Source organism: Oceanicaulis sp. LC35 (assembly GCF_052055585.1).
Lineage (GTDB): Bacteria > Pseudomonadota > Alphaproteobacteria > Caulobacterales > Maricaulaceae > Oceanicaulis.
Genome location: NZ_CP170485.1, coordinates 2,941,680 through 2,964,247 on the forward strand (window position 1 = coordinate 2,941,680; position 22,568 = coordinate 2,964,247).

17 protein-coding genes are annotated in these 22,568 nt (G+C 61.9%); 9 read left to right on the top strand and 8 right to left on the bottom strand.

Annotated elements, in window-relative coordinates:
• From murJ to ACFELO_RS13900, 3 genes are all read left to right on the top strand, one after another.
• Positions 1-1,617 carry a murein biosynthesis integral membrane protein MurJ gene (gene murJ, locus ACFELO_RS13890; protein WP_440958365.1) on the top strand — a complete coding sequence of 539 codons (1,617 nt, stop codon included), beginning with the start codon at positions 1-3 and terminating at the stop codon, positions 1,615-1,617.
• Positions 1,618-1,678: 61 nt separating this feature from the next.
• Positions 1,679-2,722 (top strand): tryptophan--tRNA ligase, encoded by a 1,044-nt coding sequence (trpS, locus tag ACFELO_RS13895; RefSeq protein WP_440958366.1) that lies wholly within the window; start codon positions 1,679-1,681, stop codon positions 2,720-2,722.
• A gap of 106 nt (positions 2,723-2,828) precedes the next feature.
• Positions 2,829-3,401 carry a copper chaperone PCu(A)C gene (locus ACFELO_RS13900; RefSeq protein WP_440958367.1) on the top strand — a complete coding sequence of 191 codons (573 nt, stop codon included), beginning with the start codon at positions 2,829-2,831 and terminating at the stop codon, positions 3,399-3,401.
• Between the two features lie 58 nt (positions 3,402-3,459).
• Here ACFELO_RS13900 and ACFELO_RS13905 read toward each other — a convergent pair whose 3' ends face one another.
• Together ACFELO_RS13905 and lepA are read right to left on the bottom strand one after the other, a co-directional pair.
• Positions 3,460-5,370, bottom strand: coding sequence for a GmrSD restriction endonuclease domain-containing protein (locus tag ACFELO_RS13905; RefSeq protein ID WP_440958368.1), 1,911 nt, complete (start codon positions 5,368-5,370; stop codon positions 3,460-3,462).
• 142 nt (positions 5,371-5,512) lie between these two features.
• A complete protein-coding gene (lepA, locus tag ACFELO_RS13910; RefSeq protein WP_440958369.1) occupies positions 5,513-7,321 on the bottom strand; it encodes a translation elongation factor 4 in 1,809 nt (602 codons plus the stop codon).
• 163 nt (positions 7,322-7,484) lie between these two features.
• Here lepA and ACFELO_RS13915 point away from each other — a divergent pair, with 163 nt between their 5' ends.
• Positions 7,485-8,108 (top strand): DUF1134 domain-containing protein, encoded by a 624-nt coding sequence (locus ACFELO_RS13915; protein WP_440958370.1) that lies wholly within the window; start codon positions 7,485-7,487, stop codon positions 8,106-8,108.
• Between the two features lie 102 nt (positions 8,109-8,210).
• Positions 8,211-9,545 carry a hypothetical protein gene (locus ACFELO_RS13920; RefSeq protein WP_440958371.1) on the top strand — a complete coding sequence of 445 codons (1,335 nt, stop codon included), beginning with the start codon at positions 8,211-8,213 and terminating at the stop codon, positions 9,543-9,545.
• 311 nt (positions 9,546-9,856) lie between these two features.
• On the opposite strand, the gene gyrB is transcribed toward ACFELO_RS13920, so the two are convergent.
• Together gyrB and ACFELO_RS13930 are read right to left on the bottom strand one after the other, a co-directional pair.
• The gene (gene gyrB / locus ACFELO_RS13925) at positions 9,857-12,259 is read right to left on the bottom strand and encodes a DNA topoisomerase (ATP-hydrolyzing) subunit B (protein WP_440958372.1); all 2,403 of its coding nucleotides are present in this window, start codon (positions 12,257-12,259) and stop codon (positions 9,857-9,859) included.
• Between the two features lie 76 nt (positions 12,260-12,335).
• Positions 12,336-12,968: a LysE family translocator gene (locus ACFELO_RS13930; RefSeq protein ID WP_440958373.1), complete on the bottom strand. Its 633-nt coding sequence runs from the start codon at positions 12,966-12,968 to the stop codon at positions 12,336-12,338.
• 179 nt (positions 12,969-13,147) lie between these two features.
• Between ACFELO_RS13930 and ACFELO_RS13935 the strand changes: the two genes are divergently transcribed.
• Positions 13,148-14,329: an acyl-CoA dehydrogenase family protein gene (locus ACFELO_RS13935; protein WP_440958374.1), complete on the top strand. Its 1,182-nt coding sequence runs from the start codon at positions 13,148-13,150 to the stop codon at positions 14,327-14,329.
• Positions 14,330-14,458: 129 nt separating this feature from the next.
• Here ACFELO_RS13935 and ACFELO_RS13940 read toward each other — a convergent pair whose 3' ends face one another.
• Together ACFELO_RS13940 and ACFELO_RS13945 are read right to left on the bottom strand one after the other, a co-directional pair.
• The gene (locus ACFELO_RS13940; protein WP_440958375.1) at positions 14,459-14,926 is read right to left on the bottom strand and encodes a low molecular weight protein-tyrosine-phosphatase; all 468 of its coding nucleotides are present in this window, start codon (positions 14,924-14,926) and stop codon (positions 14,459-14,461) included.
• Between the two features lie 93 nt (positions 14,927-15,019).
• Positions 15,020-15,946, bottom strand: a complete 927-nt coding sequence (locus ACFELO_RS13945; protein WP_440958376.1) for an acyl-CoA desaturase — start codon at positions 15,944-15,946, stop codon at positions 15,020-15,022.
• Between the two features lie 265 nt (positions 15,947-16,211).
• On the opposite strand from ACFELO_RS13945, the gene ACFELO_RS13950 reads away from it, so the two are divergent.
• Complete coding sequence (locus tag ACFELO_RS13950) at positions 16,212-17,036, top strand: enoyl-ACP reductase FabI (protein ID WP_440958377.1); 825 nt, start codon at positions 16,212-16,214, stop codon at positions 17,034-17,036.
• Positions 17,037-17,039: 3 nt separating this feature from the next.
• Here the strand turns inward: ACFELO_RS13950 and ACFELO_RS13955 are convergent, their stop codons facing one another.
• Both ACFELO_RS13955 and ACFELO_RS13960 read right to left on the bottom strand, forming a co-directional pair.
• Positions 17,040-18,596, bottom strand: coding sequence for a sulfotransferase (locus tag ACFELO_RS13955; RefSeq protein WP_440958378.1), 1,557 nt, complete (start codon positions 18,594-18,596; stop codon positions 17,040-17,042).
• A 148-nt stretch (positions 18,597-18,744) separates the two neighbouring features.
• Complete coding sequence (locus ACFELO_RS13960) at positions 18,745-19,908, bottom strand: acyltransferase family protein (protein WP_440958379.1); 1,164 nt, start codon at positions 19,906-19,908, stop codon at positions 18,745-18,747.
• Between the two features lie 185 nt (positions 19,909-20,093).
• Between ACFELO_RS13960 and ACFELO_RS13965 the strand changes: the two genes are divergently transcribed.
• Positions 20,094-20,915 (top strand): LytR/AlgR family response regulator transcription factor, encoded by an 822-nt coding sequence (locus ACFELO_RS13965; RefSeq protein ID WP_440958380.1) that lies wholly within the window; start codon positions 20,094-20,096, stop codon positions 20,913-20,915.
• Positions 20,916-21,020: 105 nt separating this feature from the next.
• On the top strand, positions 21,021-22,562 hold the full coding sequence (locus ACFELO_RS13970) for a porin (RefSeq protein ID WP_440958381.1): 1,542 nt from the start codon (positions 21,021-21,023) through the stop codon (positions 22,560-22,562).
• Positions 22,563-22,568 lie beyond the last annotated feature (6 nt).

Consider the following 22,568-nt stretch of genomic DNA (forward strand, 5'->3'; position numbering starts at 1 on the left):
ATGCGGCTCTTGCGCAATCTGGGCGTTGTCAGCGGTCTTACCCTCGCCTCGCGAGTCTTTGGCTTTCTGCGCGAAATCCTGACGGCGAAATATCTCGGCGCCAGCGGCGTGGCCGATACCTTCTTCCAGGCGTTGACCATCCCCAACACCTTCCGCCGCATCTTCGCCGAAGGCGCCTTCAACTCCGCCTTCGTGCCGCTTTACGCCCGCGAACTGGAGACCGCAGATCAGGCCGAGGCGGACCGCTTTGCGTCCGAAGCCCTGTCCGTGCTGCTGACCGCCACCCTGAGCGTGGTGGTGATCTTCCAGATCGCCGCCCCCTGGCTGGCCTATGTGTTCTTCCCCGGCTCCATCGGGGATCCGGATGCGATGGCCTTCGGCGCCCTGCTCTTGCAGATCACCATGCCCTACCTGTTCACCATGGCCTTCACCGCCCTGATTGGCGGCGCGCTGAACACCCATGGCCGCTTTGCGGCCGCTGCAGGCGCACCCATGCTGTTCAACGTGGTGCTGATCGTCATTCTGGCGCTCGATTACGCCGACGGCGCCCGACTGGCGGTCTGGCTGTCAGCCGGGGTTACGGCGTCCGGCGTCTTGCAGGCCCTGCTGCTCTGGATGGTCGCCAAAAAGAGCGGCCTGAAGATCACCTTCCGGCTTCCGCGTCTGACCCGCCGCGTCAAACGCCTGATCGCCCTGGGTGTTCCCGGCGCCCTCGCCGCAGGCGCGACCCAGATCAATGTGCTCGTCACCTCCTCCATCGCCATGCTGGAAGTGGGCGCACGCTCCTATCTTAATTACGCCGAGCGCCTGTATCAGCTGCCGCTGGGCGTGATCGGCATCGCCATGGGCGTGGCGCTTCTGCCCAATCTGACCCGCCGGGTCCGATCCGGGGACGAGGCGGGCGGCCAGTTCGCCATGAACCGCGCCATCGAATTGTCGCTGGCGCTGACCCTGCCCGCCGCGGTCGCCTTTCTCGCAGCGCCTGACAGCCTTGTGGAAGGGCTTTACGAACGCGGCGCCTTCACCGCCCAAAGCACCGCCAATACCGCCCTGGCGCTCTGCGCCTATGCGGTGGGCCTGCCGGCCTTCGTGCTGGTGAAAGTGCTGGCGCCGGGCTTCTTCGCGCGTGAGGAAACCCGCACCCCCATGATGTTCGCGCTCGCCTCGGTCGTGCTCAATCTGGTGCTGGCGCTGGCCTTGTTCTTTGGCGGGCTGGGCTTTCTGGGCCTCGCGCTCGCCACGTCAGCGGCGGGCTGGCTCAACGCGCTGCTGCTCGGCTTCACCCTGATCCGGCAAGGCCATCTGGTGTTTGACGCCCGGCTGAAACAGCGCCTGCCGCGTCTCGCCCTCGCCTCCTTCGCCATGGGGGCCAGCGTCTTCGCCCTGGCCAGCGCCCTGCCCATGATCACTCGTGCGGCAGCGCCTGTGATCGGGGCGGACGCCCTGTCCATTCTGGGGCTTCTGGTGCTGGTCGCCACGGGCGGCGGCGTCTACGCCATCGCCTGCGTCACCACGGGCGCCTTGCGCATTTCCGAGATCATGGAAGCGGTGCGTCCGGTGAAGGCCGCCCCTGCCGCCCGGACGCTCGAACAGTCCCAGGACGGCCCGGACGCTTGAGGCCCGGCCCCGCGCCCGCTAAGAGACAGGGCTTCAACCCTGTTCTCTAGCGGAAATTCCCATGACTGACGCGACGCCCGCCTATTCCGGCCCCGAACGCATTCTGTCCGGCATGCAGCCCACTGGCGGCCTGCATCTTGGCAATTATCTGGGCGCGCTGAAGAACTGGGTGCCCATGCAGGACAGCGGCAAGGAATGCTTTTTCTGCGCCGTGGACATGCACGCCATGACGATCGACTACGATCCCGCCGTGCTGCCCGACCGGGTGCGCGGCGTGGCCGCCGCCTATATCGCAGCGGGCGTCGATCCCAAGCGCAGCGCCATCTTCGCCCAATCCGCCGTGCCTGAACATGCCGAGCTGAACTGGGTGCTCCAGTGCGTGGCCCGCATGGGCTGGATGGAGCGCATGACCCAGTTCAAGGACAAGGCCGGGTCGGGCAAGGACGCCGAGCGCGCCAGCGTGGGCCTGTTCACCTATCCGGTGCTGATGGCCGCCGACATCCTGGTCTACAAGGCGACCCATGTGCCTGTGGGCGACGATCAGAAACAGCATCTGGAGCTGGCCCGCGACATCGCCGCCCGCTTCAACCGCGACTTTGGCGGCGACGAGATCATCCTGCCCCAGCCGGAACCCGTGATCCTGCCCACAGGCGCGCGGATCATGTCGCTCAAGGACGGCACGAAGAAGATGTCCAAGTCCGACCCCAGCGACAATGCCCGCATCAATCTGCACGATGATGCGGACACCATCGCGCGCAAGATCAAGAAGGCGAAAACCGATCCCGAGCCCCTGCCTGAAACCGCAGAGGGCCTCAATGATCGTCCGGAAGCGAAGAACCTTGTGGGCCTCTATGCAGCGCTGACCGGCCAGTCGGTGGCCGATGTGCTGGGCGAGTTCGGCGGCGAGGGCTTTGGCGTCTTCAAGCCCAAGCTGGCAGAAGCCGCGGTGGAATACATCGCCCCGGTGAGCGAGGAATATGCCCGCCTTCTCAACGACAAGAGCGAAATCGACGCCATCCTGAAAGACGGCGCCGAGCGCGCCCGCGCCGCCGCCCGCCCGGTGATCGACGAAGTGCGCAAGCTTGTGGGCTATTGGGGCGCGTAAACGCCGCACGCCGGGCGCTTGCGCGGCTTGAAAAAACTCGCCATGTCTAGGCGAACCGGGACCGGGCGGGGTGGATCACCTCGCCCGTCTCATATGGAGAGATGACATGTTCAAACGCGCCCTTCTTGCCCTGGCTCCGCTGAGCGTTCTGACGCTCGCCGCCTGCTCGCCCGCTGAAGAGGCGCCGGCCAGCACCGAGCCCGCCGAATACGCCGTGATCGAAGGCTGGGTGCGCGCGCCGCTGGGCGGGCGCGATGTGACCGCAGGCTTTGTCACCCTGACCGCCGGCGCGCCGGGCGGCCAGCTAGTGGGCGCCTTCACCGAAGAAGCCGACGCCATCGAGCTGCACACCATGGCCATGGATGGCGCAGTGATGCGCATGCGCCATGTGGACAGCCTCGACATCCCCGCAGGCGGCGCGATGAGCCTCGCGCCCGGCGGCGATCATCTGATGATCTTTGGCGTGAACCCTGAAGCCCTTGAAGACGGCGAAATGACCGTGACGCTGACCTTCGCCGACGGCGAAACCCTCACCGTCACCCTGCCTGTCCGCGACGCCGCCCCCGATCTCGACCCCGAAATGGGCGCCATGAGCCATGACGGTCACGAGATGGACGATGAGGGTGAAACCGGGGCCTCTGATCCTCAAACCCCCGAGCTCGAAGATCACGGCCACTAGCGCAATCATCGCGCTCCTGAACATAAAAGCCCCGGCCATCGGCCGGGGCTGTTGATTCTTATACTGCCTGCACTCTCGTTAATTCATGAAGGTGGTGTGCAATCAAACTTGCCCTATGCTCCCAGAATTCAGGTAAACCTGCCTGCCCTCGGAGCAATAACTCAAATCCTTTATCATCAATAAAGTGACTCCTTAATATTTTAGATTGCGACTCCGGGGTAACATTCGCATCTTCTAGAGCCCTGCCAGGTATCTTTGCGCTCCACTTTTGATTTGATACTTTTAACATTGGAGTTAAATTTGCAATAGAATTAACTGCACCACTTCTTTTATCATTCCAATAGTTCAGTATGCTTGAAGAAATATTATCCCTTATCCAAGCCTTAGGGAACAAGTGATGAACTTCAAAACTACCATCACTGGCAGATATCAAGTCAATCTTCTTAGAAACATCTAGAATATCCCGTATCGGATTCGTCAAAACAGGCAAAAGCAAGGCTTTCCCATAAGCACCAGCTGGTTTAGCATCTAATAATCCTTCCGCGATCGCTGAAATACTTTCAGGCCCGCCCACAATTTTATCTAATTCTTTCGCAGAGTAGGAAGACCATTCGCCAAAATTCGTATAGTCACTTCTTTTCTCAAGTATACCTATAAGAAAATTTTGGTCTGATGCCATTTTTGTTAGAAAGCCTTGATCGTACCTACTCCTTAAAGCATTTCTCCAAAAAAATGCTCTATAAAGAGCATTTAGATCGTCTAAAGACCACCTTCTAGCATCTATATCATTAGTCCATCTAAGCCCCACGTAGATGGCCGCACTAATTGGATAAGGGCAGCTAGCCATAGGGAATGGGCTAGACGCTACACAATCCTGAAATGCTCCAATATACTGCGCAAAATCTATTTCTTTAGACTGAATTTCTCTCCAATGCTCTTTGGGAGTTGCAAGTAAATCCCCAGATTTGACCGAAGTTATGCTTGCTTGCTTACCTCCTACTGGGCGCGCTTTCGGTGGATTCTTTTCAGCAATGTACGCAGAAGTTACAAACTGCGCTATTAGCTCCGGCCGGTCATTGGGGTCTGCCCAGCTTTCAGCTCCTGGTCTTTGCCCCAATTCCTTAATCCAATCTCTAAGATTAAATGGGTGGGGGAAATCGTTAATAGTGTCCGAATAGAGCCATGAGTGTATAAGATCGACAGTAGAAACTTTTGTTCCTGTCGTATTCAAAGTTTCGAAAATTTCGCAGATAGTACCAAGATCATACTTTTTTGGTACAGCATATACGGCAAGTGTACTATTAATTATCCCTTGAAATGCATCATCAACTATCGATATTCTTCGATCCAACTCTTCTTTTATCGGGAGAGCCCCGTTTGGATAATACTGAGCATCAGCGACCCATCGGGCGTAATTCTTCCACTGATCATCCAAGCTTTCAAATTGCGAAAAATCCATTTCGAAAGGAAATAGACCTTTTGAAATGGACTCCGCAAGAGTACTTAAACCGAATTTATCAATTTCTGATTTTTTCTTAAATATGATTCTCTCATTACCTTCAATATCATTGATATTTAAATAGAATTTACCAGAATACTTCCGTCTAGCATCATTTGCTGCCAATCCCCCAAAAGCCATAGCGATTGCAGTACATCGTTGGCGACCATCTAAAATGGCATAATTTTTATTTGTCCGGTCATCATTACTCCCAAAGTACACCTGAGATTCATCTCCAGAAATCAAAGTGTCTGGAATACTGACGTGCTCTAGTTCCAATCCGGAATTATCTGGTTGCTCCCATAATGTTAACATTCCAATCGGCCTTGAACTTATAATAGACGAAAGGAGTGCACCTATATCAGACACACTCCAGACGAAATCTCTTTGAAATTGAGGAACTAAATACTCACCTTCCCTTAATTTCATTAGAAGATCTGGTATTCTAACGCTTGAAACATAATCTGCCATGCTGCCCTCCCGTGTTCGAAACCAGAGTTATACATCTGTCGAGGGAAAACAATCTCCCTGTAGGAGAGCACGGTAAGCTTAGCATTCAAAAAAGCCCCGGCCATCGGCCGGGGCTTTTTTCGTTTCGCATAGCGCCCAGCGCTTAATCGTCATCCATCTTGAGGGCGGCGATAAAGGCTTCCTGCGGGATTTCGACATTGCCGTACTGGCGCATCTTCTTCTTGCCGGCCTTCTGCTTTTCCAGAAGCTTGCGTTTCCGGGTCGCGTCGCCGCCATAGCATTTGGCGGTCACGTCCTTGCGCATGGCCGAGAGGGTTTCGCGCGCGATCACGCGGCCGCCAATGGCGGCCTGGATCGGGATCTTGAACATGTGCCGGGGGATCAGCTCCTTGAGCTTCTCGCACATGGCGCGGCCGCGCATGTCGGCGCGCGAGCGGTGCACGATCATTGACAGCGCGTCCACCGGCTCTTCATTCACCAGGATCGACATCTTCACGAGGTCTTCCTCGCGGTGTTCGATGAACTGGTAATCAAAGCTGGCATAGCCCTTGGTGACCGATTTCAGGCGGTCATAGAAGTCAAACACCACCTCGTTGAGCGGCAGCTCATAGACCAGCATGGCGCGCGAGCCCGCATAGGTCAGCTCCAGCTGCACGCCGCGACGGTCCTGACACAGCTTCAGCACGCCGCCGAGATATTCGTCGGGCACCAGAATGGTCGCCTTGATCCAGGGCTCGGCGATGGAGGCGATCTTCACCGGATCGGGCATGTCGGCGGGGTTGTGCAGATCAAGCTCTGACCCGTCGGTCAATTGCATCTTGTAGACCACCGACGGCGCGGTGGTGATCAGATCCACATTGTATTCGCGTTCAAGCCGCTCGCGGATGACCTCAAGGTGCAACAGACCCAGGAAGCCGCAGCGGAAACCAAAGCCCAGCGCGGCGGAGGTTTCCATCTCGAAGCTGAAGGACGCGTCGTTGAGCGCCAGACGCTCCACGGCGTCGCGCAGGTCTTCAAAGTCCGCCGCATCCACCGGGAACAGGCCGCAGAACACCACCGGCACGGCGGGCTCAAAGCCCGGCAACATGGAGTCGGTGGGGCGTTTTTCCTCGGTGATGGTGTCGCCGACGCGCGCATCGCGCACCTGCTTGATCGAGGCGTTCAGGAAGCCGATCTCGCCCGGGCCCAGCGCATCGCGGTTTTCCTTGGCGGGGGTGAACACCCCGACGCCGTCCACGCCATAGCTGGCCTTGGCGCCCATCAGGCGCACACGCATGCCCTTCTTGAGCGTGCCCTCAATGATCCGCACCAGACAGATGACGCCCAGATACGGGTCGTACCAGCTGTCCACCAGGAGCGCTTTCAGGGGCGCAGCCGGATCGCCGGCTTTCGGCGCGGGCAGACGGGTGACGATGGCTTCGAGCACATTCTCGATGCCAAGGCCGGTCTTGGCGGAAATCTCGATGGCGTCAGAGGCGTCGATGCCGATCACGTCCTCGATTTGCGCCTTCACCCGGTCAGGCTCGGCCGCCGGCAGGTCGATCTTGTTGAGCACCGGCACGATCTCGAGATCCACATCGATGGCGGCGTACACGTTCGCCAGCGTCTGGGCCTCGACCCCCTGGGCCGCGTCCACCACCAGCAGCGCGCCCTCACAGGCGTACAGCGAGCGGGAGACTTCATAGGCGAAGTCCACATGGCCGGGCGTGTCGATCAGGTTCAGCGCGTAGGTCTGACCATCCTTGGCGGTATAGTCCAGACGCACGGTCTGGGCCTTGATGGTGATGCCGCGTTCGCGCTCAAGCTCCATATTGTCGAGCACCTGTTCCTTCATCTCGCGGTCGGTGAGACCGCCGGTGAACTGGATCAGGCGATCGGCCAGGGTCGATTTGCCGTGGTCGATGTGCGCAACGATGGAAAAATTTCGGATCAGGGACGGATCTGTGCTCATGCCGCGGGAGTTAGCATTGGGAAGGCCGCTCGCCAAGCAGATTGGCAGTAAGGACGGGTTCGGAGGCTCCCGTTAAGACAGTCTTCACCCTTTCGCCTCACCCCAGCCCCAATTCCCCCTCAGGGTCCGGGCGACGACAACAGGATACAAAGGCAGGATACCCATGTTCAAACGTTCCTCGCTTTCACTGATCACCACCACCGCTCTGGCGCTGGCCCTGGGCGCGTGCAGCACCAATGGCGGCCCCTCGACCCAGAGCGCCAACGCCGCGGCGCCGCAAAGCGACTACCAGTCCAATATCGACACCTATTCCAATGAGGAGCTGGTCGATGTGGTGGCCGACTTCTTTGGCGTCACCGCCGAAGCCGCCGCCTCGGTGCTGGAACGCACCTTCGCCGATCTGGGTCGCCCCGTGGGCTATATCGCGGGCGAAGAAGTCTCCGGCGCGGCGGGCGTAGGCCTGCGCTATGGCGAAGGCTATCTGACGCTCAAGGGCAGCACCGACCAGCAGAAGGTCTACTGGCAAGGCCCGACCGTGGGCTTTGACGCCGGGGGCAATGCCAGCCGCGTCTTCACCCTCGTCTATCGCCTGAACGACACCGACCGTCTCTATCAGCGCTTTCCCGGCGTTGAGGGCTCGGCCTATCTGGTGGCGGGCATGGGCGTGAACTATCAGCGCGCCGACGGCATCACCCTCGCGCCGATCCGCTCGGGCGTCGGCCTGCGCGCGGGCGCCAATGTGGGCTATCTGGCCTATTCGCGTCAGCGCAACTGGATCCCCTTCTAAGCGTAAAGACCCATTAACCATTGCTCGCCTCGCGCTTGAAAAGCGGCTAAACTCCTTTTGATCCGGCGCCTTGGGACCGCCGGGTCAAAGGGGGGCGTAGCAATGGACGGGTTTATGGGCGTTTCGGGATTTGTCACCGGGCTGGCGGTCGGATTGGCGCTGGCGCTTGTGGTGTTTGTCATCACCCAGTATGCGAGCCGCCTGGGCGCCGGCCTTTTACGCGGGCTCTCCTTCCCCTTCCGGCTGATCCTGCGCCTGTTTGGCCTGGGCAAGAAATCCGCCCCCAATCGCGCCAGCGAGATGGGACCGTCCGCCTGGGCGGCGGCGGTGTCGGGGCACAAGACCCTGCTCGAAGGCGCTCTGGGCGATGACTTTGCGCACGAGGAGAGCTTCATCTCCCGTCAGGGCCTGATCTTCAAATGGATGGCGGTTCGGGTGGGCTTCATGCGCATGCCTGAAGAAATGACCGATGCGCTGGCGAAAGATTACGCCGCGCTGGCGGACAAGTTTCTCGGCTCACAAGTGCCCATCGCGTCCGACCCGCGCGCCCTGTTTGAAGACGTGGAAGGCGCGGTGATCGCCCAGCAATTCGCCGATAGCGAGCACGGGCTTCTCTACATGCTCAACGAGACCCGCAAGCTGATGAACGCCAATGTGCGGCGCCTGTCGATCTGGCTGTCGTCCATCCTGTCCATCGTGCTGATCGCCAATATCGTGCTGAACGCCGTGGGTGTGGTGGACGCCTTTGGCCCGCTGCATGGCGATCTCTTTGGCGAGACGACCGCCGGCGCGCTCAATTCGCTGATGTTTGGCGCGGGATCGTGCATTCTGGCGGCGCTCATCATGTGGGCGCTCTATTACGCCGAATACGCGCCCTATCAGCGCAATACCGCGCGGGAGATGGCGAACTTCCTGACCCGCTATTGCGCGCGCCTCAATGACCATTACCGCACCGCGATTGGCCGGGCGAAATCGGTCACCGTGGGTGAAGAGCGCGACAGCAAACAGCTCTCCGCCGAGGCGCGTTTGTGGACGCTCAACATCAACTGGCTGGCTCTGCGCGTCTTCTTCATCGAGAGCTATGTGCGCAATGTGGTGTTCCAGATCACGCGGAACTCCAGCTATTACCTCCTGTTCGTGCCGGCCGCCTTCATTGCGGGCCTTCTGGCGCTGTTCAGCCTTGCCGCCGCGCTGGGCCTGTTCAACCCGTTCGCGACGATCATTGCGCTGGGCTGGGTCTTCCCCGTCCTCTTCATTCTGGTGGGCGCGCTCTACGCCTTCTTCCTCGGCAGCTCCATGCGCGCGCTTGAAGAGATCGACCAGGGCGAATGGATCAGCTTCCACACCCTCAAGCTCAACCAGGTGCTGGGCGAGGTGGTCGGCAAATACGCCGAGGATGTCGGCTATTGGAAAAACCGCGTGGGCGGCGGGTTGTAGCTCTTCATCTCGGTCCTGAAACCCCGACCAAGCCGGGGCCTCGTGCAGGAAAAGCGCTTTACGCGGAGGGAGGTCCCGGGTCTTCGCTCCGCTCGCCCGGGAATTCAGCTCTCATCATCCCCAATCCTGTCATCCCCCGCCTTGTGCGGGGGATCCATGCCGGTTGTTCTAATCACAGGTCACGGCATGGATTCACCGGATAAACCGGTGAATGACATGGGGTGAGGTTTGAAGAAATACCCCCCAAAACAAAAACCCCGGCCAGGCAGGCGCCGGGCCGGGGTTTTGATCAGATCGCAGAGCGCAGACGCCTAGGCATCCACCTCCGCTTCCAGGGCGAATTCCTGGATGAAGTCGCGGCGGGGTTCGACGACGTCGCCCATGAGCTTGGAGAAGAGGTCGTCGGCCACATCGGCCTCGGTGACCGAGACGCGCAGCAGCGAGCGGGCTTCGGGGTCGAGGGTGGTTTCCCACAGCTGGTCGGGGTTCATCTCGCCCAGACCCTTATAGCGCTGGATTTTCAGACCCTTGGCGCCGGCGGCCTGCACCGCGCTGACCAGCGCGTTCGGCGAGTGGATTTCCGTGTCCTCGGACTTGCGACGGAACCAGGCTGCACCCTGATAATCGCCCCGGATGGCCCAGGCCCGTTCTGACAGGCGCTTGGCGTCCGGGCTGGCGAGGATCTTGTCATCAAGCGTGATGGATTCCACCACGCCGCGCACTTCGCGTTTGAACACGATGCCGCCTTCAGGCAGCACCTGACCGACCCAGCCGTCTTCGCCTTCATCAGCTTGCCCGGCAAGGCGGCGAGCCGCAGCGTCGACCTGGTCTTGTGTGGCGTCCGGGTGCAGCGCGCCCTCAAGGGCGGCGGCTTCCAGCGCGAATTTCGGCGCGCGGGCGGACAGACGGTCCAGCGACAGGGCGATGCCGCGCGCGGCCTTCACCCGTTCAGCCAGATCCTGCCCGGTGATGTTTTCACCATTGGCCAGCTCCAGCACGGCTTCCGAGCTGCCTTCCTCGATCAGGAAGGCGTCCATTTCGGACTGGTCGGTGAGGTAGCGTTCGGACTTGCCGCGCATCACCTTGTAGAGCGGCGGTTGGGCGATATAGAGGTGGCCGCGTTCGATCAGCTCGGGCATCTGACGATAGAAGAAGGTCAGCAGGAGCGTTCGGATGTGCGCGCCGTCCACGTCAGCATCGGTCATGATGATGACCTTGTGGTAGCGCAGCTTTTCGTAATCGATCTGGTCGCGGCCAATGCCGGTGCCGAGCGCGGTGATCAGCGTGCCGACCTGGTCAGACGACAGCATCTTGTCAAAGCGCGCGCGTTCCACGTTGAGGATTTTACCCCGCAGCGGCAGCACGGCCTGATTCTCGCGGTGACGACCCTGCTTGGCGGACCCGCCTGCGGAATCACCCTCCACGATGAAGAGTTCCGATTTCGCCGGGTCCTTTTGCTGGCAGTCGGCCAGCTTGCCAGGCAGGGAGGTGATGTCGAGCGCGGATTTGCGCCGGGTCAGCTCGCGCGCCTTGCGCGCCGCTTCGCGGGCGGCGGCTGCTTCAACGATCTTGGAGACGATCTGCTTGGCTTCGGCCGGGTGTTCCTCAAACCATTCTGACAGCGTGTCATAGACCGCGCTCTCGACCGCCGGGCGGACTTCGGAGCTGACCAGCTTGTCTTTGGTTTGCGAGGAGAATTTCGGGTCCGGGACCTTCACCGACAGCACGCAGGTCAGGCCCTCGCGCGCGTCATCGCCGGTGATGGACACCTTGGATTTCGCCGCAATGCCGGAGCTGCCCGCATACTGGTTGATCACCCGGGTCAGTGCGCCACGGAAGCCCGCAAGGTGGGTGCCGCCATCACGCTGGGGGATGTTGTTGGTGAAGCACAGCACGTTCTCGTGATAGCTGTCATTCCACTCAAGCGCCGCCTCGACCGTCACGCCTTCACGCTCGCCGGTGATCAGCACCGGGTCGGGGAAGATCGGCGTCTTGGTGCGATCCAGGTGTTTGACGAAAGCGGCCACGCCGCCCTCATATTCCAGCACTTCTTCAAAGGGCTCGGCTTCGCGTTCGTCGCGCAGCACGATTTTCACGCCCGAATTGAGGAAGGCCAGCTCACGCAGGCGGTGCAGGAGCCGCGAGCGTTCGAACACGATATCGGAGAAGGTCTCTTCTGAGGGCATGAAGCGCACCTGGGTGCCCTTCTTGCCGCCTGCGTCGCCCACTTCGCGCAGATCCTGACCGTTCTCGGGATCGCCGCGACGGAAGCGCATGGTGTGCTCGCGGCCATTGCGCCAGATCGTCAGGTCGAGCCAGTCCGAAAGCGCGTTCACCACAGAGACGCCCACGCCGTGAAGGCCGCCGGACACCTTGTAGGAGTTCTGGTCGAATTTCCCGCCCGCGTGCAGCTGGGTCATGATGACCTGCGCCGCCGACACGCCTTCCTCGGCGTGAATCTGGGTGGGGATGCCGCGCCCGTCATCGGTCACGCTGGCCGAACCGTCCGCATGCAGGCAAACCGTGACCTGCGAGCAATGACCGGCGAGCGCCTCGTCGATGGCGTTATCCACCACCTCATAGACCATGTGGTGCAGACCCGAGCCGTCATCGGTATCGCCGATATACATGCCGGGGCGCTTGCGCACGGCGTCGAGCCCTTTGAGGACCTTGATCGACTCCGCGCCGTATTCCTGATTCGGTGTCTCTGACATGGCATTGTTTTACCGCGTTCGCGGCGTTGTCACCATGCTTGAAAACACTCTGGGTGTGGACTTTTCCGCCCCGGCGCTAGCGCACCAGCAACAGCACCGCCACAGCCGCCATGATCACCGCGGTGACGAGATCGGCCCAGCGCTTGACGCCCTTCGCCTTCAGCCAGTCGCGCGCCTTATGCGCCAGCCCCACATGGACCGTCGCGGTCAGCGCATACATGGCCAGCATGATCGAGACCATGATGGCGTAAGTGACCGGCGTCACCGCGCTGAGGTCGAAAAAGGCTGGCAGCAGAGACAGATAGAAGATGATGGGCTTGGGGTTGGTGAGCGGCATGGCCACACCCGCCGCATAGGTGGCGAGCAATCCGCGCTTGCTGACGGGCTTCATCATGGCGTCTGGCGTTGCAGGATGGCGCCAGCCCTGAAACGCGCCCCAGGCGAACCACAAAAGAATCGCCGCCCCGCCCAGCTTGGCGATCCAGAACAGGCCCTGATAGCCCGACGCCGCTTCCGCCGCCGCGCTCAAGCCCGTAATCGCCACGGTCAGCCAGAAAATATCGCCTGTGATGATGCCGCCGCCATAGACAAAACCATGCACCGGACCTGCATCCAGCGTCCGCGCCACCATGGCCACGTTTCCGGGCCCCGGCGTGAAGAACAGGATGAAAATGGCGCCCGCGAAAGCGGCGAGAGTGAGCGGTGTCATGGCGCTGCAGTTAGCGCGGGCAGAGTGGAAGAGAAAGGGCGAAATCAGAGCGCAATGCAGAGTCTTCCCCTCTCCCCTCGGGGAGGGGGGAGGGATAAGTCGACGCGTCCGTCTCAAACCGCTTGCCGTATACGTCAACCTTATTACGATAAGGGAAAAGACATATTCGGGAGGCCTTCATGACCCACGCACCCACATCCGCCCTCGCCCGGCCTTTTGACACGCCCGAGCGCAAGGCGTTCCGCGACAGCGTGGAAGGCTTCATCAATCGCGAGATAAGCCCCTATGGCGATCAATGGGATGAGGCGGGCGATTTTCCGTGGGACTTGCACGAAAAGGCGGGCGCATTGGGCCTCTTTGGCTTTGGCATTGACGAGGCCTATGGCGGCAACGGCTTTGAGGATGCGCTGATGCGCGTGGATGCCGGCATCGCCATGGGTTATGCGGGCGTGGGCGGGGTGAACGCGTCACTGGGCTCGCGCGGCATCATGACCGGCCCGATCCATTCCCTCGCCTCCGACGAGATCAAGCGCGAAGTCCTGCCCGACATCGTGGCGGGCCGCAAAGGCGGCGCGCTCGGCATGACCGAACCGTCGGGCGGGTCAGATCTGTCGCGCATCGTCACCAAAGCCCGCAAGCATGGCGACGATTGGGTGATCGACGGCGAGAAGACCTTCATCACCGGCGGGATGAAAGCGAGCTGGTATGTGGTCGGCGCCCGCACGGGCGGGGAAGGCTTTGGCGGCATTTCGCTGTTCGTCGTGCCCGCGGACGCGCCCGGTTTCACCCGCACCCCGATCACCAACAAGATGGGCTGGTGGTGTTCAGACACCGCCACCTTGCATTTTGACGGCTGCCGCATCCCCGAACGCTACCAGCTCGGTCAGGAAGGCCTGTGCCTTCTCGCGATCATGGACAATTTCAACTATGAGCGCCTGACCCTGTCGGCGGGCTGTCTGGGGATGGCCAAACGCTGTCTCGATGACGCGATCACATATGCCCAGCAGCGTGAGACCTTCGGCAAGCCGCTGATCAAGCATCAGGCCATCCGACACAAGATCGCCGACATGTCCGGCCGCATCGATGCGCTGGACGCCTATCTGCAAATGGTGGCCTGGCGGGTGAACCAAGCAACGGAAAACGGCGCCGCCATGCCCGCCGCCGAGCTCGCCAGGATCAAGGTGTTCGCGTCCAAGACCGCCGAATTCTGCGCCAGTGAAGCCATGCAGATCCTGGGCGGCGCGGGCTATCTGCGCGGCTGCGCGGTCGAGCGCATCTATCGCGAGGTGAAAGTCATGGCGATCGGCGGCGGCTCGGAAGAGATCATGCGCGATCTGGCCGTCAGGCAGATGGGGTTGTGAGGGGTTAATCGCTGAATTCCCGGGCGAGCAAAGCGAAGACCCGGGACCTTGTTCCGCATAAAGCGCCTTATCCTGATGGAGGCCCCGGCTCTACGCTGCGCTTGGCCGGGGTTTCAGCTCACCTTACCCTCACACCCTTGAAATCAGGCCCTGACAGCCCTTCTCGATGAGGTCGAGCATGCGCTCGAAATCCTTGTCCTCGCCGTAATAGGGATCGGGGATGGAGGTGCGGGCGAGGCCGACCGACCAGTCCATCAGCAGGGAAATCTTGGTTTCGGGCAGTTGCCGTCCGCTGCGCGCCTCGGCCAGCCAGCGCTTGTGGCCGTCATCCATGGCGATCAGATGATCAAAGCGGATGAAGTCCTCATCGGTGATCGCCCGCGCCGTGATGCCTGACAGGTCATAGCCGCGCGCCTGGGCGACCTTCACCGCCCGCGGATCGGGGCGTTCGCCCACATGCCAGTCTCCGGTGCCGGCGGAATCCAGCACCAGATCCTTGCCGGCTTTCTCCGCCATCGCCTTGGCGACAGCTTCCGCCGTGGGCGAGCGACAGATATTGCCGGTGCACACAAACAGGATCGACGTTTCGCGCGGCATCTTCCCCTCCTGACGCTGCGGACAGGTTTGACCCTAGCCCGCTTCGCTCAGCAGACCGCCTCTATCGTGAAGCTGGGGTTAACGATCGCTTTCTCAGGCCGCCGTGATGCGCGCCGGGACGCTGAATTGCGGTGCAATCTTCAGATTGCTGGCCCAGCGCAGCTTCTCGAACACCAGAAGCGTCGTGCCGTTGTAATCGATCAGGCGATTGAACAGACCCCGGCGCGGCAGGTGAAGCGCGCTGACCGGCTCGTCATGGTGGTGATCGTGAAACGCCTCGCCGCCCGTCAGGATCGCCAGAAGGTAATCCGCCCAGAGCGGGGTCTTGAGGTGACCAAAGACATTCACGCCCAGAATGGTGGCGTGGAACTGGATGGCGCGCGCGGTCACCGCCGACGCGTGCAGAATGAAGGTCAGCAGCAAGGAGCCGCCCATCGCCCAGACCGTCAGATAGATGACCGCGGGCAGCACCAGATGCACCAGAAGGGTGATCAGCGAATAGTGACGGTCAAGAATCTGCACCGTCTTGAGATCCTTCAGCCACATGGCGGTCGGACGCTGCAGATCATTGGGATCGCGGAAGATCAGCCAGCCCATCCACGCCCACAGCTTGCTTTCATGCGGGTTGTGCGGATCGCCGGGCTTGTCGGACAGGCGGTGATGCTGGGAGTGATAGTTCACCCAGTCCTTGAGTTTGCCCTGCATGGCGATGACGCAGTTGATCGCGGTGATCACCTGGGCGGGGGCTTTCAGCTCGCCGGCCTTGTGCTGCCAGACGCGATGGAGCACGCCGATGCCCATATTGCAGATCACCAGCGTGACGGCGCCCACGAACAGCGCCAGCACCGGATACCACCAGTGCAGCGTCAGCCCCTCAAGCGCGAGGCCGAGGGTAAAGGCGATGACGAGGCCCAGAACACCCAGGGCGGGGTAGATGATGGCGGCGAACACGCTCGCCCAATCCAGATTGCCAAAGCGCTTCGGAATAGCGACCGAGCGCGGCGTTGGAGTGGCTTTCATGCTTGTCCTCAACAGTCCTGACTTGCGACACACGCCCACCCGGCGTTTCGTCGCCGACCCCGTGAGTATTCTGACATGACGGCTAAAGTTTAACCAACGCCAAAACGCTGTGTCGGCTATCACGTCTCAGTCAATCTCGACACCCCGGCCCGGTCTGGGCTATCAGCGAGCCATGACACCGGGCGCAGCCAGCACCAGCGCTGCGCCGTCCATCCAGTTTGCGCCGGTTTGAACGGGCGCCCACAAGACCAAGAAGGGGACGGCCATGGCCGATAACGAGTTTCCGACCGGCACGCTGATGAAGGGCAAACGCGGCCTGATCATGGGCGTGGCCAACAAGAACTCCATCGCCTGGGGCATCGCCCAGCAACTGCATGCCCAGGGCGCCGAGCTGGCGTTCTCCTATCAGGATGAAGCGCTGGAAAAGCGCGTGCGTCCGCTGGTGGAGAGCCTCGGCGACGAGCCGTTCATGGTGACCGCCGACGTCACCAATGACGAGTCCATGGACGCCTGCTTCAAGGCGCTCGAAGCCAAATGGGGCAAGCTCGACTTCCTCGTCCACGCCATCGCCTTTGCGGGCAAGGACGAGCTGCAAGGCAGCTTCACCCACAACACCACACGTCTGGGTTTCCAGCGCGCCATGGACATTTCCGCGTTTTCCTTCGTGGACGCCGCCAAGCGCGCCAGCGCGCTGATGCCGTCCAGGGAAGAGGGCGGCGGCGCCATGGTCTCGCTCACCTATCTGGGGTCCGAGCGCGTTGTGCCCAACTACAATGTCATGGGCGTCGCCAAGGCTGCGCTTGAGGCCTCTACCCGCTATATCGCGCGTGATCTGGGCCCGCAGGGCATCCGTGTGAACGCCATCTCGGCCGGTCCCATGCGCACGCTCGCCATGGCCGGCATATCAGGCGGCCGCACGCTGATGAAGACCGGCAAGGACTGGTCCATGCTCAAGGAAGACACCACCATGGAAGGCGTGGCGGGCTCCGCGCTCTACCTGCTGAGTGATCTGGGCAAGTCGTGCACCGGCGAGGTTCTGCACGTGGACGCCGGCTTCCACGCCGTCGCCGTGCCTGATATCGACGAGTAAGGCCTAAAGGCCCTCGCCTTGCAGACCGGGCGCTTCGGCGCCCGGTTTCGCGCCCGCCTCGACAAACCGCGCATACCGGCCGATCGCGCGCGCCTCGATGGCGTTCCTGACCTTGGACCGGCTGAGGGTGAAGACCGGCTCATTGGGATCGGGCTCGCTCAGACAGCCCGGCTCAAAGCCAAGGCCCAATCGATCCAGCACGGGCTTCAGAACCCCTTCGGGGTCGGCCACCAGCGCTTCATAGCTCACATCGATCAGTTCATAGCCCGCTGCGCGCCAATAGGCGGCGACGGCGCTCGCGTGCCGGACAAAGCCCAGCGCATCCGCCCAGCGCGTCGAATAGCCGTGGCGGAAGCCGAAATCATTGGTGAACAGCGACGCCGCCGTATCCTCGACACTGCGAGAGCAATGCAGGAACACCGCGTCGGGAAAGAGCGCCCGGATAAACGCCACCCGCTCAAGGTTTGAGGGCAGCTTGTCCAGAATGAAGGGCGTCTGCGCCGCGCCCCGCTCCAGATACGCCGACCGCCAGCGGTCGCGCAGATCGGGCCAGACTGTGTCCCGGCTTGCCGGGTCGAGCGCGCAGAATTGATCGAAGGCTGACGCCATGTACTGACGCTCGCCATAGCCGGTGATCGCGGAATGACCGCGCAGGATCCTTTCAAGCAGCGTTGTGCCCGATCGGGGCGCGCCAATGATGAAGATCGGGCGCGGGCCGTCTGACCGCACAGAGCGAGGCAGATTCACCGACGTCTCCTGCAACGCTCGGGCGCGCTCCCAGGCCATCAGCACATGGCTCAGGGATACCGGCGCGCCGGCGCGGGCGAGCGTCCGGCGCTGGGTGTGATTGGCCCGTTCATAGGCCGCCCAGGCCTGAGCAAGCCGGCCCTGTGCCTCATGCACCCGCCCCAGCGCAAACCCCAAAGTGGCCGCCGCCGGATCGGACCGGGTAGCGAGCCCCGGTTCAAGCGCTTCAAACTGCGCAATCCGCTCAGCAGGGACAAGATCCGGCTCGGCTTCGGCCAGAATATCAAACGCCAGCACATGCCCGGCCGACAGCGCCAGTATGGCGTGCGCCAGACAGGCGGCCTGCTGTTTCTCGCCATGCACCAGGTGAAGCTGGGCGACCGCTTCCATCAGGTCGAGCTGGCCCGGATGATCACCCAGCGCCGCTTCGGCGACACGCTTCAAACCCGCCACATTCGACGAAGCGATGGACCAGCGGATCAGACGGGAAATCGCGCCCGGCGTGCGCAAGCCCTGATCATAGAGCTGCTGCATCAGGCGGGCGGCTAACTCCATCTGCTCACGTCGGGCCGCTTCCAGCGCCCAGACCTCGACCACAAGCCGGGCGTCATCTGGGGCCAACCGGGACCGCTCGCCCAGCGCCCATCCCAGAGACGGATAATCGCCCAGCGCGATGGCAGCAGCCCCAAAGACCTTGAACGCCTGAAGGCCGGGTTGAGGGTGAGTGATCAGAGGGCGCAGGCCGTCCAGAACGCGTTGATAGCGTCCCTCGTTAAAATCGCGCTCGATCGCACGCCAGAATTCTGCGCTCATCCCGTTCCTGATCCAGACCGTGTTCAGTCTGAATACGCGCGCGCATTCGCTGTCCGTCGGCCGATCCGGAAAATATCACACGTGAGACGGGATCGCCTACGCTCAAAAAAGCGAACGCCCTGCATGACCGTCATGCAGGGCGCGCAGATCAGAGCTTGAGCCCGAACAGGGGCCGCAAGGGTTTGATGCGCCTGATGATCTCGAACCCGGCAAAGGAACCCGCATAGGTGATCAGCGTCAAAAGGACGAACTCGGTCCAGACATCCAGGCCCATCCGGGTCAGGGCGTATCCAGCCGCCACGGTGATGGTCTGGTGCAGGATGTAGACCGGGAAGATCGCCTCGGTCAGATAGCGCCGCACCGGGCCGTCCGTATTCAGGAAGCGCCGGGCAAGGCCCAGCAGCGTCACGATCATCGACCACGCATACAGAACGCGTCCGGCGCGAGCGAGCCAGAGCGGGACGGCATGTTCTGCGACCTGATCCCAATACAGCGCCCAGACCGGGGTCAGCACAACGCCCAGCACGACCGTCAGGCCCAGCGCCAGCGGCAAGGCCCGGTCGACGCCGCGCCAGAAGCGCTCGGACTTGGCGGCGAAGAACCCGTACAGCACACAGGTGAAACTGTAGGCATGGTTCGCCCAGTCCCAGACCAGATTGTGCGTGACGTCAAAGTGCGGCGTCAGGAACACCCGGTAGACCATCATCGGGGCGAAACCGAGCCCGATGATCAAAAGCGGGCCGAAGCGGCTGTCCCAGATCCGGCCCAGCACCGCGCCGGGGCCCCGGCCAAACGCCTTGAGAAGCCCCATGAGCGGCGCCAGCACCAGCGCGTACACAAACAGATAGACCACGTACCACAGATGGTTCCAGGTCGGCACGGCGATTCCGGCGATCTCCCAATCGGTGATGTAGTGCGGCCAGAACGCCAGAATTCCGGGTTCGATCTCGCCCATTTCGCGCAGCTGGAAATAGGTCTGGGGCATGACCACCACGAGCATGCCGAACACGATGACGGGCAGCAGTCGCCAGGTCCTCTCGCCCGCAAATTTCCATCCGCCGGATTTGTCATACAGATAGCGGAACGCCACCCCGGAAATGAAGAACAGTAAAGCGAGCCGCCAAGGGTTCAGAAGGCTCATCAAAGGCTCGGCGCCCGAGCCGGCGTGAACGCTTTTCACATGCCATCCCCAGGGCACGTAGAACATGCCCACATGGTAAAGCACCAGAAGGCCGAACGCGATGATGCGCAGCCAATCGAGATCATGGCGACGGGTGGGGGCCGCCATCGCTCGAGGTCCGGTTTCAGTCATTTGTCGTCTCCCAATCGATCCGGCCAACCTTCTGACCCGCCGCATGTCCGACGCCCACCGGAGCGGGGCGAAAGACGGCCTGCGGGGACAGGCGTCTGCGGGTCGGGGATGAATTGCGGCCTTTCAGGGACGAATGACGCAGCCCCGCACTGGCTCGATGGCGTAGAGCTTGGCATGATCGTCCCATGCAAACCCCTGCTCTCGAACGCCGCGTCCTGCGCCAGACCCTGCTGGTCTTCGCCCTGGTCACCCTGGGCTTCTGGCTGGTGAACGGCCTGTCCCTGGCCGAGGAATGGCGTCGGGCGGGCGAAGGCGGGGGCTGGCTGCGCGCCCTGACGCTGGAAGCCACAAGCAATCTTGTGATCATCGCCCTGTTTGCGCCCGTCGCCTTGCTGGAGCGGCGCTTCCCGGTCTCGCTGGAGCGCTGGCGCACCGCCCTGCCCGTGCATGTTCTGGGCGCGCTTGCCTTTTCCCTTGTCCATGTGAGCGTCATGAACGGCTTGCGCACACTGCTCTGGCCGCCGCTGTTCGGTTTTGACTATGAAGGACTGGGCGGCGTTCTGGGCGAGTTCGGCTATGAATTCAGGAAGGACGCCCTGTCCTATGCGCTGATGCTGGCGATGCTGGCCCTGTTCCGCGAGCTTGAAGACGCCCGCCAGCGCCTGAAGGCGGCGCGCGAGGACGCCCGCACCGATCATGTGATCACCCTGCGCAGCGGCGGGCGCGAGATCCGCCTGCCCGCCAGCGAGATTCTCAGCGCCAGCGCCGCAGGGAATTATGTCGAGGTGCGCACCCGAGCGGGCGAGCATCTGGCGCGCATGACCCTGACCCGGCTGATCAGCCTGCTGCAATCTGCAGGGGCGGACCCGGTGCGCCTTCATCGCTCGCACATTGCCTGTCGCCCCGCCATTAGAGAGCTTGTCCCCACAGGCGATGGCGACGCGGAGGCGCGCCTGTCAGACGGACGCACCCTGCCCGTCAGCCGCGGCTATAGAGCCGCTGTCTGACCGCAGTAGCGGTGCGATCATATAACTTTTATTAACCGCACAAGGGCTAGGCCCTTCTTTTCAGAGCGCCGGGACAGCGCTCCTTTAATCCTTTGGGGACACCACATGAAATTCGCACTGATCGCGGGCGTGAGCCTGCTGTCGCTGGGTCTGGCCGCGCCGGCCCTGGCCGACGACGATTCGCGCATCGAAGAGCTGGAAGCGCGCGTTCAACAGCTTGAAGCCATGAACCGCCAGCTGCTCGAAGTCATGCAGGCTCAAGGCCTGCTGCCGCAAGTGGACGCGCCCGCAGCGCCCTCCATGGCGCACCCGGCGCCCGGCCATCATGGCGATGCGCCGATGCAGACCGCCCATCATGAGGGCGGCCATCATGACGCCGGTCATGGCGATCATCACGGCGATGATTTCCACCAGAACCTGGTCGGGATCAGCCCCGAATACGGCTATCAGATCCTGGATCACGCCGAAGGCGTGAACACCCGCCCGCTGACTGTGCTGCAGGCCGCCGCCAATGGCGATCTGAACCGCCGCGTCACGCTGAGCGGTGATGTGACCGCCCTGGCGAACTATCAGGAAAGCAATTCCAACACCAAGTTCGGCTGGCTGATGCGTCACCCGACCTCGTCCAACCAGATCGGCGAGACGGTGTCGGAGTTTGTGATCCACTCCGCCCAGCTGGCCGTCACCGGCCGGATGTCGGACTCGATCACGCTCTATTCAGAGCTTTTGTTTGACCCCGAGCAGAGCTTCGGCTCGGGCACGCTGACCGACATCAACCGCAACCAGATCCAGCTGCGCCGCGCCTTCGTGCTGTTCGGCGATCTCGAGCGCACCCCCTGGTACGCGGCCATCGGCAAGATGGACACGCCCTTCGGCTTGAATGACACCGTCAGCCCGTTCACCAACTCCACCAACTGGCATGCGTTCGCCGGTCTCGCGACGGGCGGTCTCGTGGGCTATTACAACAATGGCCTGCATGTGCGCGCCATGGCGATCCAGGGCGGTTCGCAATTCCGCGCCCACAACGCCCCGGTCGAGGACACCAATGTCCCCAGCCGCGTGAACAACTTCGCCGTGGATGTGAACTACACCGCCGATCTGGGCGAGGATCGCACGCTGATGGCGGGCGCGAGCTACACCGAAGCCACCGCCTATTGCCAGGCCTATCCGGTCTTCCACTTCAATCCGTGCAGCGACAACAATCCGGGCTGGGCGGTCTATGCCCGCGCGGATCTGGGCCGGATGGAGCTTCTGGGCGAGTACGCCAGAACCACCGAAGACTGGCCGGGCACGGCCTCGCCGGTTCCGATCTATTCCGCCTTTGAAGCCGTGGCGCCGGAATCCTTCACCCTGGGCGGCCGTTACTGGCTCGACATCAGCTCGACCGAGGACTTTGCGGTCTCGTTCGAATTCAGCCGCTTCATCTCCGGCGACGCTGGCGCGCCGTGGGAGAAACAGGACCAGTGGGTGCTGGGCGGTTCGTACTTCATCAGCCCGTCGGTCAATCTGTTCGGCGAGCTGATCCGCACCGAAGGCTGGGTACCGCTCAACTTCCTGTCCGGCGGCAATCTGCCGTCCGGCGAGAGCTGGTCGGAAAGCGATGCGAACACCAATGTGATCACCCTGGGTGTTCAGGCCAGCTTCTAGGCTGAC

Bases quoted from the DNA above. Each gene is read 5' to 3' on its own strand.
- murJ (WP_440958365.1), top strand. From the start codon at position 1: ATGCGGCTCTTGCGCAATCTGGGCGTTGTCAGCGGTCTTACCCTCGCC.
- trpS (WP_440958366.1), top strand. From the start codon at position 1,679: ATGACTGACGCGACGCCCGCCTATTCCGGCCCCGAACGCATTCTGTCC.
- ACFELO_RS13900 (WP_440958367.1), top strand. From the start codon at position 2,829: ATGTTCAAACGCGCCCTTCTTGCCCTGGCTCCGCTGAGCGTTCTGACG.
- ACFELO_RS13905 (WP_440958368.1), bottom strand. From the start codon at position 5,370: ATGGCAGATTATGTTTCAAGCGTTAGAATACCAGATCTTCTAATGAAA.
- lepA (WP_440958369.1), bottom strand. From the start codon at position 7,321: ATGAGCACAGATCCGTCCCTGATCCGAAATTTTTCCATCGTTGCGCAC.
- ACFELO_RS13915 (WP_440958370.1), top strand. From the start codon at position 7,485: ATGTTCAAACGTTCCTCGCTTTCACTGATCACCACCACCGCTCTGGCG.
- ACFELO_RS13920 (WP_440958371.1), top strand. From the start codon at position 8,211: ATGGACGGGTTTATGGGCGTTTCGGGATTTGTCACCGGGCTGGCGGTC.
- gyrB (WP_440958372.1), bottom strand. From the start codon at position 12,259: ATGTCAGAGACACCGAATCAGGAATACGGCGCGGAGTCGATCAAGGTC.
- ACFELO_RS13930 (WP_440958373.1), bottom strand. From the start codon at position 12,968: ATGACACCGCTCACTCTCGCCGCTTTCGCGGGCGCCATTTTCATCCTG.
- ACFELO_RS13935 (WP_440958374.1), top strand. From the start codon at position 13,148: ATGACCCACGCACCCACATCCGCCCTCGCCCGGCCTTTTGACACGCCC.
- ACFELO_RS13940 (WP_440958375.1), bottom strand. From the start codon at position 14,926: ATGCCGCGCGAAACGTCGATCCTGTTTGTGTGCACCGGCAATATCTGT.
- ACFELO_RS13945 (WP_440958376.1), bottom strand. From the start codon at position 15,946: ATGAAAGCCACTCCAACGCCGCGCTCGGTCGCTATTCCGAAGCGCTTT.
- ACFELO_RS13950 (WP_440958377.1), top strand. From the start codon at position 16,212: ATGGCCGATAACGAGTTTCCGACCGGCACGCTGATGAAGGGCAAACGC.
- ACFELO_RS13955 (WP_440958378.1), bottom strand. From the start codon at position 18,596: ATGAGCGCAGAATTCTGGCGTGCGATCGAGCGCGATTTTAACGAGGGA.
- ACFELO_RS13960 (WP_440958379.1), bottom strand. From the start codon at position 19,908: ATGACTGAAACCGGACCTCGAGCGATGGCGGCCCCCACCCGTCGCCAT.
- ACFELO_RS13965 (WP_440958380.1), top strand. From the start codon at position 20,094: ATGCAAACCCCTGCTCTCGAACGCCGCGTCCTGCGCCAGACCCTGCTG.
- ACFELO_RS13970 (WP_440958381.1), top strand. From the start codon at position 21,021: ATGAAATTCGCACTGATCGCGGGCGTGAGCCTGCTGTCGCTGGGTCTG.